The organism is Opitutus terrae PB90-1, from assembly GCF_000019965.1.
GTDB lineage: Bacteria > Verrucomicrobiota > Verrucomicrobiia > Opitutales > Opitutaceae > Opitutus > Opitutus terrae.
Window position 1 is genome coordinate 3,910,419 of record NC_010571.1, and the last position, 13,546, is coordinate 3,923,964.

General features: G+C 62.9%; 14 protein-coding genes. 13 read left to right on the forward strand and 1 reads right to left on the reverse strand.

Annotation, left to right across the window (positions count from 1 at the left end; all coding sequences use genetic code 11):
- Positions 1-32 precede the first annotated feature (32 nt).
- The 12 genes from OTER_RS15435 to OTER_RS15490 all read left to right on the forward strand — a co-directional run bounded on the left by OTER_RS15435 (position 33) and on the right by OTER_RS15490 (position 8,330).
- Positions 33-302, forward strand: a complete 270-nt coding sequence (locus OTER_RS15435) for a hypothetical protein (RefSeq protein ID WP_012375859.1) — start codon at positions 33-35, stop codon at positions 300-302.
- A 549-nt stretch (positions 303-851) separates the two neighbouring features.
- Positions 852-1,292, forward strand: a complete 441-nt coding sequence (locus tag OTER_RS15445) for a DUF6572 domain-containing protein (RefSeq protein WP_012375861.1) — start codon at positions 852-854, stop codon at positions 1,290-1,292.
- Positions 1,293-1,302: 10 nt separating this feature from the next.
- Positions 1,303-1,695 carry a DUF2513 domain-containing protein gene (locus OTER_RS15450; protein ID WP_148218141.1) on the forward strand — a complete coding sequence of 131 codons (393 nt, stop codon included), beginning with the start codon at positions 1,303-1,305 and terminating at the stop codon, positions 1,693-1,695.
- 128 nt (positions 1,696-1,823) lie between these two features.
- A complete protein-coding gene (locus OTER_RS25885; RefSeq protein ID WP_012375863.1) occupies positions 1,824-2,375 on the forward strand; it encodes a hypothetical protein in 552 nt (183 codons plus the stop codon).
- Positions 2,368-2,826 (forward strand): hypothetical protein, encoded by a 459-nt coding sequence (locus tag OTER_RS15455; RefSeq protein ID WP_148218142.1) that lies wholly within the window; start codon positions 2,368-2,370, stop codon positions 2,824-2,826. Before OTER_RS25885 ends, OTER_RS15455 begins: the two co-directional genes overlap by 8 nt.
- An 81-nt stretch (positions 2,827-2,907) precedes the next feature.
- Complete coding sequence (locus OTER_RS15460) at positions 2,908-3,645, forward strand: hypothetical protein (RefSeq protein ID WP_012375865.1); 738 nt, start codon at positions 2,908-2,910, stop codon at positions 3,643-3,645.
- A 172-nt stretch (positions 3,646-3,817) separates the two neighbouring features.
- Positions 3,818-4,477, forward strand: coding sequence for a nuclear transport factor 2 family protein (locus OTER_RS15465; protein WP_044891805.1), 660 nt, complete (start codon positions 3,818-3,820; stop codon positions 4,475-4,477).
- Between the two features lie 24 nt (positions 4,478-4,501).
- Complete coding sequence (locus OTER_RS15470) at positions 4,502-4,753, forward strand: hypothetical protein (protein ID WP_012375867.1); 252 nt, start codon at positions 4,502-4,504, stop codon at positions 4,751-4,753.
- A 214-nt stretch (positions 4,754-4,967) separates the two neighbouring features.
- Positions 4,968-5,519 (forward strand): NADPH-dependent FMN reductase, encoded by a 552-nt coding sequence (locus OTER_RS15475; RefSeq protein WP_012375868.1) that lies wholly within the window; start codon positions 4,968-4,970, stop codon positions 5,517-5,519.
- A gap of 226 nt (positions 5,520-5,745) precedes the next feature.
- A complete protein-coding gene (locus OTER_RS15480) occupies positions 5,746-6,195 on the forward strand; it encodes a cupin domain-containing protein (protein WP_012375869.1) in 450 nt (149 codons plus the stop codon).
- Positions 6,196-6,407: 212 nt separating this feature from the next.
- On the forward strand, positions 6,408-7,655 hold the full coding sequence (locus OTER_RS15485; RefSeq protein ID WP_012375870.1) for an SGNH/GDSL hydrolase family protein: 1,248 nt from the start codon (positions 6,408-6,410) through the stop codon (positions 7,653-7,655).
- Between the two features lie 267 nt (positions 7,656-7,922).
- The gene (locus tag OTER_RS15490) at positions 7,923-8,330 is read left to right on the forward strand and encodes a bacteriohemerythrin (RefSeq protein WP_012375871.1); all 408 of its coding nucleotides are present in this window, start codon (positions 7,923-7,925) and stop codon (positions 8,328-8,330) included.
- A 159-nt stretch (positions 8,331-8,489) separates the two neighbouring features.
- Here OTER_RS15490 and OTER_RS15495 read toward each other — a convergent pair whose 3' ends face one another.
- Complete coding sequence (locus OTER_RS15495; RefSeq protein ID WP_202795982.1) at positions 8,490-11,219, reverse strand: glycoside hydrolase family 78 protein; 2,730 nt, start codon at positions 11,217-11,219, stop codon at positions 8,490-8,492.
- 309 nt (positions 11,220-11,528) lie between these two features.
- On the opposite strand from OTER_RS15495, the gene OTER_RS15500 reads away from it, so the two are divergent.
- Positions 11,529-13,010 (forward strand): glycoside hydrolase family 140 protein, encoded by a 1,482-nt coding sequence (locus OTER_RS15500; RefSeq protein ID WP_012375873.1) that lies wholly within the window; start codon positions 11,529-11,531, stop codon positions 13,008-13,010.
- Positions 13,011-13,546 lie beyond the last annotated feature (536 nt).

The following is a 13,546-nucleotide window of genomic DNA, read 5'->3' on the forward strand; positions in this document are numbered from 1 at the left end:
GGCTGATCTGAAACGTTCGGCAAAGAAAAGACATGATCGACGGCACCGCAGCGCTGCTTGCCCTTGCCCTCGCTTACGGTGTGGCCGCGATCGTCTCGCGTGTGTTCTTTGGCGACGCCCACGAAGGCTTCAGGATTCTCTATCACCGAATCGCATCGGCAGAGTATGTCCCGTCGGACGTCGAGCCCGACAAGCCGAGTAAGGGTCTCGGTTCTCAGATCGCGTTTGTGGCGATAATCAGTCTGATCCTGCTCGTGAGTTTTCCCTGCGCTCGCTACTGGCTGGGGAAGTTTATGCCATGACAACGCCGAACCAGCCGCTACAGCGCAACGCGGGCAGCCGTCCGCCTTCGGGCGATTCACCCGCATTGGTAACTCTGGCCTCGCTCGGCCCGCGTGGCTGATCTGAATCGTTCGGCAAAGAAGCATGCAGACGTGGCTAGCAATCTTTATCGGGCGTCTTCTCCGCGGCGAGCGTTTGGAAAAGCCGACGCCGTATGATTATCGCCTGTGGTTTGGCGTCTTGTTCCTCACGCCAGTTTTGATCGTGGCGTTCACAAAGTTGGGCCGACCAATCTTCGATGCGTCGACGTTTGTGCTCTGGCCGGCGTTACTGGTTTTGGCCTTGTGACGGTTGTTGCAGTTCTCCTCGTCGCTCGATTCCTGTCGGCGCGATTTTCTTTAGTGCTTTCGGTTATTTCGTGGATTTCGCTCTTTGTATGGTTCTACCCCTTCGCGGCGTGAACAGGCCGAACCAGGCGCTACAGCCAACACGTATGCTTGTCACGTTCCGTGCTTACGCACGGCCCGCGCCAAGCACACGTGTGGCTGATCTTTAACGTTCGCCGAAAGATGCGCCAGGTCACGATAGACTTCGTCACTGTTCGACCGGACGGGTCCTATTGCATGCGCGTGCTTGAGGAAGGGCCTTGGGAAGGCGAGCCGCTCGGTGAACTCCGGAGGATTCAGGAACGTTTATACGATGTGATCGAAGTCGTCACCACTGGGAAGTTCGTGGAGCGCTATCCCGAAAGCAAAGGGAGGCAGGTCTACATCAAGCTAGATTGCTACCGGGTTCCCAAAGACCACATCTGTCCTTTCTTCGACCGATTCGTCGCGGCAATACAAGGTTCGCCTGAGTGGGCTCCTGCTTGTGAGACGATCGTTTTTGAGATCCATCATCTCGGAGAAGAAGAGGCGAACCAGCCGCCACAGCGCAACGCGGGCAGCCGTCCGTCGTCGGACGATTCACCGGCATCCGAAACTCCAGCCTCGCTCGGCCCGCGTGGCTGATCTTGGGTCGTTGGGCAAAGAATTTATGAAGCGTGATATGGATCTGGTCCGGAAGCTCCTTTTCTTCTTCGAAGAGAAGGAGTCACCACGTCACGTCGCGATTCCGCCTATTGAGGGATACGACGATCGCACGATTAAAACTCACCTCGTCTTATTACACGACGCAGGACTCCTCAGATGTGAGCCAGTGCGGTCTCGCTCAAGCGAGCGTGTGATTTATGTCCTACCTTTTGAGCTCACTTGGGCCGGACATGATTTTGTTCAGACTATGCGGAGCGACACGCTCTGGAAGAAAGCGAAGACGCATGTGCTGAAACCAGGAGCGTCGTGGTCGTTCGAAATTCTGAAAGAATGGGCGAAGCAGGAGATTAAGGAGAAGCTCGGGATGTCCGGCTCATCATGACTGAGAAGAAGCCCAACCAGCCGCCACAGCGCAACGCGGGCAGCCGTCCGTCTTCGGACGATTCATCCGCATCCGAAACTCCGTCCTCGCTCGGCCCGCGTGGCTGATCTTTGGTCGTTGGGCCAATCATGAAAGCAGCTCTCATCGCTCTCCTCATGCTTGTCGTATGCGCCTCTGGCTTCGCACAGACAAAGGTCGGCGCGAAGCTTCCCGATCGAGTCGCCGGTGTACTCGGCGTCAAGTCGGGTGCGGCGCTTGGATCGCGAGAATATGACGCAGCGCTTCTTCAGCATTTGCGGTCGTTGGGCGGATTGAAGGAAGTGTTCGGCTACGTCTGTGCGCGTGCGGAAGCGGACGACCTCATCGTCCGCGCTGAGTGGTGCGCACGGTCATTGCACGTTTGGTTTGGGGCATACGAGGACGGCGATCGCGTCGAGTGCGACGTTGATGTCTGCTTTTTTGCCGGAGAAAAGGCATCGCAAGTGATGACGTGGGTCGGGCGGGAAGCCGCGGCACCACAGCATGAGAGCGTTCGCGCCTTCGTTTCGCGTATTGATCCTCCCCCAGCTTCGGAAGAGAAGCGGCCCAACCAGCCGCCACAGCGCAACGCGGGCAGCCGTCCGCCTGCGGGCGGTTCAGCCGCACCCGAAACTCCATCCTCGCCCGGCCCGCGTGGCTGATCTGAAACGTTGGGCAAAGACCATGAGCGATACTCCTCCTGACGAACTAAAATTGAACGACCTCATGTTTAAGGCGCTCGATCACGCGGTGTTTTCGATCGAAGACAACGGCGAGACCTTGATTCCGTTTTCGCTTACCGAAGATGCCACCGGTCAGCGCACGCTCACGCGCTACGTCGCAGACCGAGTGGAAATCGGAGTCGAAGAAGGAAAGAAGAAGATTGAGGCCGCGAAGAGCGACATCCTCCGATATGCGTTAGCCTACGATGGCTATTTGACGCTCGAAGGGACCCGGTGGGAGGGACTGTTTGTCGAAGCCGGCGATAGGGTTGCCGAAAGTGGCGTACTTCTGTGCCAGCGATATCAGAGAAAGAAGGGATGGTTCAAGAAGGGCATCGAGCCAGTCGGAAACCCCGCGCTGGTCGGAAAGCCACCATCGCGTATTAAATGAAAACAGAGCCCGACCAGCCATCAGAGCCAATGGCCGGACTGCGTCCGGCCATGGCTCACTTGTAACGTTAGGCGGAAATTTATGAAAATCCCCGATGCTCCGTTTAGCTGGAAACTGCTCGTGGGCCTGTCGGTCGGCGCGCTTGCTATTTGGGCGCTTTACCTGGTTATCGCCAAGGCGGCTTTCTGCACTTGGCAGGAAGCAGGGGTATTCGGCGACACGTTTGGTGCATTGTCTTCTTTGTTCTCGATTTTGGCATTTGCCGGAGTCCTTTTCAGTTTATTCCAAGACAGAAAGGAGCGGAGCAAGAGCGCGAGAATCGAGGCTTACGACGCATTACTTCGATCAATCGAGACTCAGTTGAGTGCCGCCGAGCGTTCTGGTGCTGATGCGCTGGCTGTCGGTGATTTGCTTGCGAAGCAAAGATTGTATTCCGAGGAGTTGGAGACGCTGCTCACCGGCAAGAGAGCTGAACCGCTACTTAGCGACGACGCGTTGGCAGACGCATTTGCCCGCGTGCCTTGGTTTTCCCGAGACGACGTTTTCAGCAATGCGCGCGGCATACGCGAGCGTCTTCAACGATGGACCATTGTAAGCCCCGAGGATGTCGATGCGTTGGTCGATCGTACTGACATTAGGGATGCGATAGCGGAACTCTACGTGAAGGAGCTTAAGCGTGACCCGAAGAAGCCATTTGATCCTGACGCATTTGCCGTATGGGGAGGGATGTTCTTCCGTCAGGGGCTTACCCCTTCTGTGAGAGAGCATGTAAGGATGGCGTTGAGAAAATCCAGCGAATGGAGGACCAGGAATCTCTAGGGCCTAACCACCACCTGAGGTGAACCGCGCAAGAGTTTTAGGTTTTTTCAAGCGCGAGGGTGAGCGGTGAATGCCGGCGGCGGAGGGTTTCCGTGTCGCCAGAGCCCGTGTCGGTTGCGCACCGACACCGACGTGGCATGTCGCTAAAGTCGGCCAAGAAGGCCAGAATCCCATGAACAAAAAAATGCTCGGTTTGTTGGTTATCCTTTGCGGCAGCCTTTTGGTGAGGCCGCTCTGCGCGCAGTCGACCGGAGGCAATCGTGAGGAAGTGATCCGCCATCTCGAGGAGGATGAGCGGAAGGCGGTGCTTGCCTCAGATACCGCGAAACTCGAGGAGCTGTGGTCCCCCATGATGATCGTGAATAATCCACAGAGCACCATCACTCCGGACCGGCAGGCCATCCTGAATCTCGTGCGGGGCGGCTTCATCAAGTACTCCAGGTTCGAGCGCACCATCGAGGCGATCAGGTTTCACGGTGATCTCGCGATTGTGATGGGTGCAGAAACCGTCGAACCGATCGGAAACAACCCGAAGGCCGGTCAGAGCGTGAAGCGCCGCTTTACCAATGTCTGGCTCCAAGCCGGCGGCCGCTGGCAGGTCATTGCGGCACGCCAACGTCATTCCGGAGTAGAGCCGCGGCAATCGAGAGAACAGAACCTGTTCCGATCTGAGTGCGGACGAAGGCGTCCGCGCTCCCAGGGGAATGCCCGTGACATCATGGCGGTGCCGCGCCAGAAAGCGGTTCGGGCTCAGCCGTGTGCTGTGCCGGCCTTGTCATCCCCGATATTCTCCCACCCACACGCCCAACGTTCGTCGCCACTCGCGCGATGATGCCGCCGCAGAAGAAGGTCCCTCATGCCGCTCTCATTCTGGATCAGACGTTTCCTGACCGTTTTCACGGCCGGCTTTGTGCTCCTGTTCGTCGTCGGTCTCATGAAAGGGCGCTCGCTGCGCCAAGTGACCCTCGAAAGCGCGCTCTGGTCGGCGATCGCAACGTCGCTGTTTATCGCGACGCGGCTTTATCATTTGAGCAAAGGTCGACGGTGCGAGTTGTGTCAGGATACGCCGCCGGAGTCCGGCGATTCCTCGGCCACGACGCGACGATGAAAAGCCCGCACCTGCTATTTGCGATCTCGAGGCGAGCGAAAGAGCGAAGCCCGTCAGGAGGCTTGGTGCCGGGCAGGCGGCGGCTGGGCGCGAGCTGGCAGAAGGCGGGCGTTGCCCGCGGTCGTGATCGTCGCGCGCTCCGATCGCGGGTGAGGGGCGTTGCGCGCCTCCGGACCGCGGCGGCTCGGCGAAGTGCGGCGAATCGAAACGCACCATGAAGGTCTTAACTCTGTGCGGCAGTCTGCGCGCCCGGTCGTCGAATCGCGCTATTCTTCGAGCCTACGAGCGGTTGGCGCCGTCGACGCTCACGTTTGAGCACTATGAGAGGATCGCCGCACTGCCTCATTTCAACCCGGACCTCGATGGCGAGCGACCACCCGACGAGGTCGCGAAGTTTCGCCGCCTCGTGACGGAGGCGGGAGTGTTGGTGATATCGACGCCGGAGTACGTGCACGCGCTGCCGGGCGCGTTCAAAAATGCGCTCGACTGGCTGGTGAGCGATCCTGCGTTCGCCGGAAAGAAGGTCGTGATCCTGCACGTTCTACGCGGTTCGGCGTGGGCGCTGGAATCGTTGCGCGAGGTGCTCACCACCATGTCGGCGCGCATCGTCGAAGCGGCTTCGGTGTCGTTGCCGCTCGGATCGAACCAGCTGGACGAGGAGGCAATTCTGGGCCGCGAAAACTTGCGAGCGCTGCTGCTGCAGAGCATGGCGGCGCTGTTGAGCGCCACCACCGAGCCTGGCAAAAAGCGCGTTGGCGGAGCGTAGACCGCGCCGCATCCGCGGGCGGCCGGACGGATCGGAATGTGGCTGACGGGCTTCGGGCTCGCGGGCAGGGCCGCGACCGCTAACCCGGATATTTCATGAAATACCCGCCCTCCAGGCCGACTCTGTCGGGGCCAGCCGCGACCAGGTCGCTCCGCCGCAGGCGGACGGAAATTTCGGATTGAGCTTCACTCCTGTTCGTGAAATTTCCGGGCTAACGTGCCCACGCATGAAAGCGATCGAAGGCTACCGACTGATCACGCCGAGCGACCTGAGCTGGCGGCCGTCGAATCTGATGTGTATCCCGAATGCGGATTACCTCGAGCGCACAGGCAGCGAACTGTTGGGCGCGCGGCTGTGGCGACTGCCGCCGAAGAGTGCGAACACGCTGCATCGGCACGTGATCGCGGAGGAGTTTTATTTCGTGCTGGAGGGAACGGGCCGGATCCGGGTGGGTGAGGAGACACTGACCGTGCCGCGTTATGGCGGCGTGTTGGTGGGGCCGGCGATGCTGCGGCAGATCTTCAACGATTCAGATACGGAAGTGCTCTGGTTGATCGTCGGCGCGCCGGACAAGGAGTTCGAATCCGGCAAGTTTGACCTGAAGCAGTTCTATCCGGTCGAGCCGACGCAGCTTCCGTCCGAGTTGAAGGGAGTCGCCTGGCCGCCGAAGGGCTGAGCGCGGGAGACGGCTCCGGCGCGAATCGTGCGGCACGATCGTCGCCACTGCCGAACCGCGCAGGGCGCGGCTGCGCACGCCCATGCCACGAGGCGCAGGCGCGTTCAGCAATGTGAATGCGCAGAGGGTTGTGACCGATCGCCGCCTGCTGACGCTGCTACAACCTGATAATTCCGGTCGACTGACCGGGTCATCTGTGGAGAACTCAATCTATGAAGCGTTTCCTACTCCTCGTTGTGCTACATGGCTTCTTCGCGGTGGGCCTGGTTGCGTCCGCGAGCGCGACGGCGCAGGCCAACCGCTGGGTCGCGACCTGGGTGTCGGCGCAACAGCTGACCGAGCCACACAACATGCCGCCGGCGCCCGGACTCGACGGGCAAACGCTGAGACAAATCGTGCAGCCGACGCTGGCAGGGACGCGCGTGCGGCTGACGTTCTCCAATCAGTATGGCGAGAAACCGCTGGTGATTGCCGGCGCGCACGTGGCGAAATCGCACGGCGCCGCCGCCATCGATCCGGCGAGCGATCGCGCGCTGAGTTTCAATGGTGCACCGGCGGTCACGGTGCTACCGGGCACGATGGTCGTTTCGGACGAGGTGCCGTTTCAGGTCGAGCCATTTGAAAACCTCGCCGTCAGCGTGCACACGACGTCGGTGCCGGCGAATCTCACCGGACATCCGGGTTCGCGCACCACGTCGTTCATCTCGCCGGGCGCGGCGCTGGCGGTGGCCGATCTGCCGGACGCGGCGAAGACGGATCACTGGTATCTGCTCGCGGCGGTGGAGACGTTGTCGGATCCGGCGGCGGGAGCGATCGTGGTGGTCGGCGACTCGATCACGGACGGACGCGGCTCGACCACGAACAAGAACGACCGTTGGCCGAACCTGCTCGCGCGCCGGCTGCACGCGAATCCCGCGACGGCGAGGCTTTCCGTGCTGAACCAGGGCGCGGGCGGCGGACGCATCCTGCGCGATGGGTTGGGGGACAGCGCGCTGCGGCGGTTTGACCGCGACGTGATCGCGGTGCCGGGCGCGCGTTGGCTGGTGATTTTCGAAGGGGTGAACGACATAGGCACGGCGGTGGGCGCGCGCGCCAGAGGCGAGCCGACGGCAACGGCGCAGGACATCATCGCCGCATTGCGGCAGATGATCGTTCGGGCCCACAGCCACGGGATCCAGGTCATCGGAGCGACGATCATGGCGTTCGAGGGGTTCACGTCCTATTCGACGCCCGAGAGCGAAGCCGACCGGCAGGCGGTGAACGCCTGGATCCGCAGCAGCGGCGAGTTCGACGGCGTGATCGACTTCGATGCGGTGACGCGCGATCCCGAGCACCCGGCGCGGCTGGCGCCGGCGGTGGACGGCGGTGATCACCTGCATCCGTCGGCGGCCGGCTATCAGATCATGGCGGACGCGATCGATCTCGGGCTGTTTGCGGAGCGCGCGACGGTGGCGAAGTGAGTTGGAGGAAACGCCGTGGGTGGTTGGGTGGCGCCGGTCTCTGACCAGTGCCACACAGGTCGGTGGAGCGCGTTGCCAATGCGGCTTGAGTGAGCGTTTGCGGAGCGTGCGCTCCGGAGGGGCGCGCTCACCGGCGATGGCACCGCCGGTGTCGAGAGCCGAACGCGGCATGCTGGCGAAATCAGACTGACTTTCGCGAGGGCGGGTTGCTGCTACTAGGGCTGAGGTCGCCTACAGTTCGCGTCTGGGCGCGCCGAAATCGAGGCAATGATTGCTTGGTCTGCTACCTATGAAACCGGCGAGGCGCGCGTGGATCAGGATCACCGGCGGCTCGTGGCGATGCTCAACGAACTCGAGGAAGCGATCACGAAAGGTCGCGGTTCGAAGGTGATCAGCGACACGCTGGAGGGGCTTCGCACCTACGCCGCCACGCATTTCACTTATGAGGAAGGGTGCATGCACCGGCACCAGTGCGTGATGGCCGAGACGAACAAGACCGCCCATCGGCGGTTTCTGGAAATGCTCGAGCGCGCCAAGACGCGGCTGAGCGGCGGCGGCAGTGCGCTGGCCGCGCAGCAGGTGCACCGGGAACTTTGCGATTGGATCGTGAACCACGTGCTGAAGGTGGACTCCGCGCTGCGCGGTTGCGTGCGGCAACCGGGAGCGGCGCGGTAGGACGACACGGAGAGCATTGTAGCGGGCCTCGACTTGTCCTCCGTAGCCTCAGCGAAGGAGGATGAGGCCGGGCCGCGGTCGGCGACCCCGGCTACAACAAAACAGCGCGACGAGGGCGTCGCGGCTCCATCCGGGGTCGGCGACCCCGGAGCGACACCGCTAACGACGAAGCGGGTAGGTGAACCGGTATTCGCCGGAACCGGCGGCGACGATCACCGCATCGTCCCGACGGGAAACCTGCGTAATGCCGGCGGCGCGGGCGAGCGGCTGGCCGGATTCGCGCACATCCTTCATCCTGGCGGCGCCGGGCAGTCGGATCGTCGCGCGGGTGTTCGGCGGAATTTCGACCACGAGTTCGAGGTGCCCATCGGCGAGCTTCCAGGCGGACGCGACTTGGCCGTATTGGGTCTCAAGCCGCGCGCGCACGTCGGTGAGCCCGCCGCCGGGACGCGGCTGAATCAGCAGGTGTTTATATCCGGGCGCCGCGGGATCGATGTCGATGCCGGCGACGACGCTATACATCCAGTCGCCAATGGCACCGTAGGCATAGTGGTTGAAGGAGTTCATGCCCGCGTCCTGGAACGTGCCGTCCGGCTTGATGCCGTCCCAGCGTTCCCAGATGGTCGTGGCGCCCTGGCTCACGGGATAGAGCCAGGACGGATAAGTGTCCTGGTTCAGGAGCGCGTAAGCGGTGTCGAGTTGGCCGTGATCGCTCAATACGCGGCAAAGATACGGCGTGCCAAGGAATCCGGTGGTGAGGTGATTGCCGAAACGTTTGACGTCGGCCGCGAGCCGGCGCGCCGCCTCGGGGCGCTTGTCTTCGGGTAAGAGGTCAAACTGCAGCGCGAGCACGTAAGCGGTCTGGGTGGCTTCGCCCACGCGGCCCGACGGCGTGACGAACTCGCGGTTGAACGCGACCTTGATCCGCTCGAAAAGCTCGGTGTAGGTGCGCGCGTCGTCGGCTTTGCCCAGCACTGTGGCCGCCTTCGAGAGCAGATCGGCCGAGTGCGCGTAAAACGCTGACGCGATCAGATCTTTGCCGGTCGTTGCGCCGGGGTAATCGGGCGAGGTGGTGGCGTAGCTGAGCCAGTCGCCGAAGTGCCAGCCGGTGGTCCAGAGGTCGCCCTTCGCGCGGGTGCGAATAAATTCCACCCACGCCTTCATGCTCGGATACTGCGTCTCGAGCGCGCGGCGGTCACCGTAAACGAGATACAATGTCCACGGCGCGATCGTCGCGACATCGCTCCAGCCGGAGGAGCCTTCGGTCTCTTTGTTCCGCGAGAGCACGTCGGGAATCACGAACGGCACGGCGCCACTCGGCTTCTGGTCCGCCGCGACATCGCGCAGCCATTTGGTGAAAAAGCCCACGACGTTCAGGTTGAACGCCGCCGTGCGCGCAAACACCTGTGCGTCGCCGGTCCAGCCGAGCCTTTCGTCGCGTTGCGGGCAGTCGGTGGGCACGTCGACGAAGTTTCCCTTCTGCCCCCAGAGAATGTTGTGCTGAAGCTGGTTTAGCCGCGCGTTCGAGCTCTCCCAATGTCCGGTGCGCGGCAGGTCCGAATGCACGACGATCCCGGTGAACGATTCGAGCGACGGCTCGCCGGGCCAACCCTGCACCGCGACGTAGCGAAAGCCCTGGAAGGTGAAATGCGGCTCGAAGGTTTCGTCGCCGCGACCGCTGAGCGTGTAGTCGATCTGCTGTGCAGCGTGGCGCAGGTTCGCGGTGTAAAAGTTGCCGGCCTTGTCGAGCACCTCGGCGTGCCGGAGCGTCACGGTCGTGCCAGCCGGACCGTGAACTTTCAGGCGAACCCAGCCGACCATGTTCTGGCCAAAATCGATCACCGTTTCGCCGGCGGGCGTGTGCAGGATCGCCACGGGCTTGATCTCCTCGATCCGGCGCATCGGCGGGCTCAGCGGTGCGACGAGGATGTCCTTGCGGTGATCGAGCACGCGCACGGCCGACCAATCGCGGTCATCATAGCCGGGCTGACTCCAGCCGGATTTTTTCAGCCGCGCGTCGTAGCATTCGCCGGCATAGATCTCAGAGAGGAGGATCGGCCCGGTGGAGGCTTTCCAGGACGCGTCGCTGGCGATGGTTTGGATGCGACCGTCGGCGTAGGTGATCCGCAGCTGCGCGAGCAACGCGACGCGGTCGCCGTAGGTGTTGCGCTCGAGGTCCCATGTGAGCGGCCCACGATACCAGCCGTTGCCGAGCGTGACGCCAAGCGCGTTGGCGCCGGATTTCAACTGCGAGGTGACGTCGTAGGTTTGATAGACGAGCCGGTGATCGTAGCTCGTCCAACCCGGTGTGAGCACCGCGTCGCCGACGCGCTGGCCGTTGAGCTCGGCCTCGTAGAGCCCGAGGCTCGTAACATAGAGTCGTGCGTCGCGAATCTCGCCCTCGACGGCGAATTCCTTGCGCAGCAGCGGAGCGGGGTTCGATTTGCTCGTGTCTTCGTCCCACGCCGGCGTGATCCACGCAGCGGACCAGTCGGACGGCCGCAGCAGGCCCATTTCCCAAAACGCCGGGGCGCTCCAGTCGGAGGCTTCGCCGCTCCGATTCCACGTGCGCACCCGCCAGATGTAGCGCTGGCTCGAGGAGAGGACCGGGCCGGCGTAGTCCACTTGAACGGATTGATCGGACGCGATCTTGCCGGAATCCCAGAACAGATCGCCGCGGGCAAGCGCGTCCATGCCGAGCGCGACTTGGATCTGGTAGGCGGCTTGAGTGAGTCCGCGCGCGTCGGACCGCAATTGCCAGCTCAGCCGCGGACGCGCGACGTCAATGCCGACCGGATCCGTCTGATACTCGGTAGTCAGCGCGGCGGTGGTGTGGCGCGGCGTCGCAGCCGCGGCGGCGGAGAGAGAGGAGGGCGTGGAGGAAGACACGACGATGGCCGCGAGGCTGACGATGAACGCGCGTAAAACCGTACGGAGAAGAGCGGGGGACAGAGCAACCGGAGCAACGCAGAGGGCATGAGACATGGCTAGCGTGAGGGCGTGCTGAACGCGAGGGTCGGACGGACGGACGCTGCTTGCGAACTTTTAGCATACCGCGTTTCTAAAGGGCGCGACGCGATCCTCGGGGGGTGGGAGCGTGGCCTCGCTTCGCTCATCCTGCAGTGGACAGCGGCGGTTCGGTTGCTCGAAATGCCTCCGGCCGGGCGACGTCGCTTGTGCTGCCAACCTGCTTTCTCCATGATTTCCATTTCACCTGTCGCCGCTGCGGACGCGGCTCACCGCACGCTCCGGGCTCTGGCTGCAACTTGCTGGGCTGCGACATGCGTGTGCGCCGTGATTGCGGCGAGCGCCGCGGTGGCGCAAGCGGCGGCGCCGCGACTCAAGGTAGATCCGACGACTCAGCGGTTTCTCGTCTACGAAGATGGCCGGCCATTTTTTTACCTGGCCGACACGGCGTGGGAGCTCTTCCACCGGCTGAAGATCGACGAGGCACGCGAGTATCTCGACGATCGCGCGGTGAAGGGGTTTACCGTGATTCAGGCGGTGGCGCTGGCGGAGCTGGACGGGCTGCACACGCCGAATGCCTATGGACACCTGCCGCTGATCGATGACGATCCGACGCGGCCGGCGGAGCAGCCGGGGCCGAACAACGATTATTGGGATCACGTCGACGCGATTGTCGATGAAGCGGCGCAGCGCGGGATGTTCATCGGGCTGTTGCCGACATGGGGCGACAAGTGGAACCTGGCAAAGTGGGGCAAGGGCCCGGTGATCTTCACACCCGAGAATGCGGAGTGGTATGGCGAGTGGATTGGCCGACGCTACCGCGACAAGCCGGTGATTTGGATTCTGGGCGGAGATCGACCGATCGAAAACGACACGCACCGGCAAATCATCGAGGCGATGGTGCGCGGACTGCGGCGAGGCGACGGCGGGGCCCACCTGATCACGTTTCACCCGCGCGGCGGCGACAGCTCGTCGCGCTGGTTTCATGGAGCCGGGTGGCTCGATTTCAATATGCGGCAGAATGGTCACGAGGTGAATTCGCTGCGTTACGTCGGCACCCGCGCAGATTACGATTTGTCGCCGACGAAACCGGTCATCGATGGCGAACCGATCTACGAGGATCACCCGATCGAGTTCGACGCGCCGAAGAACGGGCACTCGGTCGCCGCCGACTGCCGGCGCGCGCTTTACTGGGACTTGTTCAGCGGCGCGTGTGGGCACACCTACGGTCACCATTCTGTCTGGCAGATGGCGGCGCCGGAGCGGGAGCCGGTGAACATGCCCTTGCTGTCGTGGCGCGCGGCGTTGCAGCAGCCGGGGGCCGGGCAGATGCAGCATGCGCGGCGATTGCTGGAGTCACGGCCGGTGCTCACGCGGATTCCGGATGATGCGCTGATCGTGTCGGATGAACCCGCCACAGCGGTTCCGGGCGCGGGGCGTTACCGGATGGTCGGAACGCGCGATCGCTCCGGCTCGTGGGCGGCGATCTATGTGCCGGTGGGCCGGCCGTTCACGGTGAAGACCAGCTTGCTGACCGGAGAACGGCTCAACGTGTGGTGGTTTAGTCCACGCACCGGGGCGGCGACCGCGGCCGGGCAGATCGCCCGGGCCGATACGCATCGGTTCGTCCCGCCGGATCCGGGCGAGTCGCTGGATTGGGTACTGGTGCTCGACGACGCCTCGCAAGACTTCCCCGCGCCGGGCGCGCGCTGACTCTCGGGCGCGGCCCGCGGCTGACCGCACATCCGACAGACCGCGGCGAGGGCCGGTCGAAGTGGGGATGTATCCCTAGGGAACGGCTGTCCCGTTGACAATTGCGGTGTGAGTGCCACGCATTTGCGCCGGTCCAGCTTCCATTTGCCTGCAAGTAACAGCGCTCGCTGCTCACTGGCAGGGGGGTGGATTCCGCACCATCGTCGCGATGAGTGTTTTACCCCTGCCCCTCGTGTCAGCCGCGCACACTGTGTTGCCGGCGGATAATGGTGAGTATTGCCGCGCTTGTTACCGCTGGTCCGCGCATCCTGCTTGCACGTTGATCCTGCTGCTGCCGGAGGCGGCGCAATAGCAAGTCGAGCCGACGGCAAGGAAACATCCGTGGACTTAACGTGAGCATCCGAGGCCAAGCGTCAGTCCAGCGGAGAACCGGGACGCTCTTGCGGCAGGGGCTCTGCGGGCTCGTGTTTTTGCTGGCCAGTGCCGTTCCGACGTTCGGAAGCGAGGCCGGCGGGCTGAGCATCAAGGATCCCTCC

Excerpts from the sequence above, each read along its gene's own strand:
- OTER_RS15490 (WP_012375871.1), top strand. The coding sequence starts at position 7,923 with ATGATTGCTTGGTCTGCTACCTATGAAACCGGCGAGGCGCGCGTGGAT.
- OTER_RS15445 (WP_012375861.1), top strand. The coding sequence starts at position 852 with ATGCGCCAGGTCACGATAGACTTCGTCACTGTTCGACCGGACGGGTCC.
- OTER_RS25885 (WP_012375863.1), top strand. The coding sequence starts at position 1,824 with ATGAAAGCAGCTCTCATCGCTCTCCTCATGCTTGTCGTATGCGCCTCT.
- OTER_RS15485 (WP_012375870.1), top strand. The coding sequence starts at position 6,408 with ATGAAGCGTTTCCTACTCCTCGTTGTGCTACATGGCTTCTTCGCGGTG.
- OTER_RS15470 (WP_012375867.1), top strand. The coding sequence starts at position 4,502 with ATGCCGCTCTCATTCTGGATCAGACGTTTCCTGACCGTTTTCACGGCC.
- OTER_RS15465 (WP_044891805.1), top strand. The coding sequence starts at position 3,818 with ATGAACAAAAAAATGCTCGGTTTGTTGGTTATCCTTTGCGGCAGCCTT.
- OTER_RS15500 (WP_012375873.1), top strand. The coding sequence starts at position 11,529 with ATGATTTCCATTTCACCTGTCGCCGCTGCGGACGCGGCTCACCGCACG.
- OTER_RS15475 (WP_012375868.1), top strand. The coding sequence starts at position 4,968 with ATGAAGGTCTTAACTCTGTGCGGCAGTCTGCGCGCCCGGTCGTCGAAT.
- OTER_RS15435 (WP_012375859.1), top strand. The coding sequence starts at position 33 with ATGATCGACGGCACCGCAGCGCTGCTTGCCCTTGCCCTCGCTTACGGT.
- OTER_RS15480 (WP_012375869.1), top strand. The coding sequence starts at position 5,746 with ATGAAAGCGATCGAAGGCTACCGACTGATCACGCCGAGCGACCTGAGC.
- OTER_RS15460 (WP_012375865.1), top strand. The coding sequence starts at position 2,908 with ATGAAAATCCCCGATGCTCCGTTTAGCTGGAAACTGCTCGTGGGCCTG.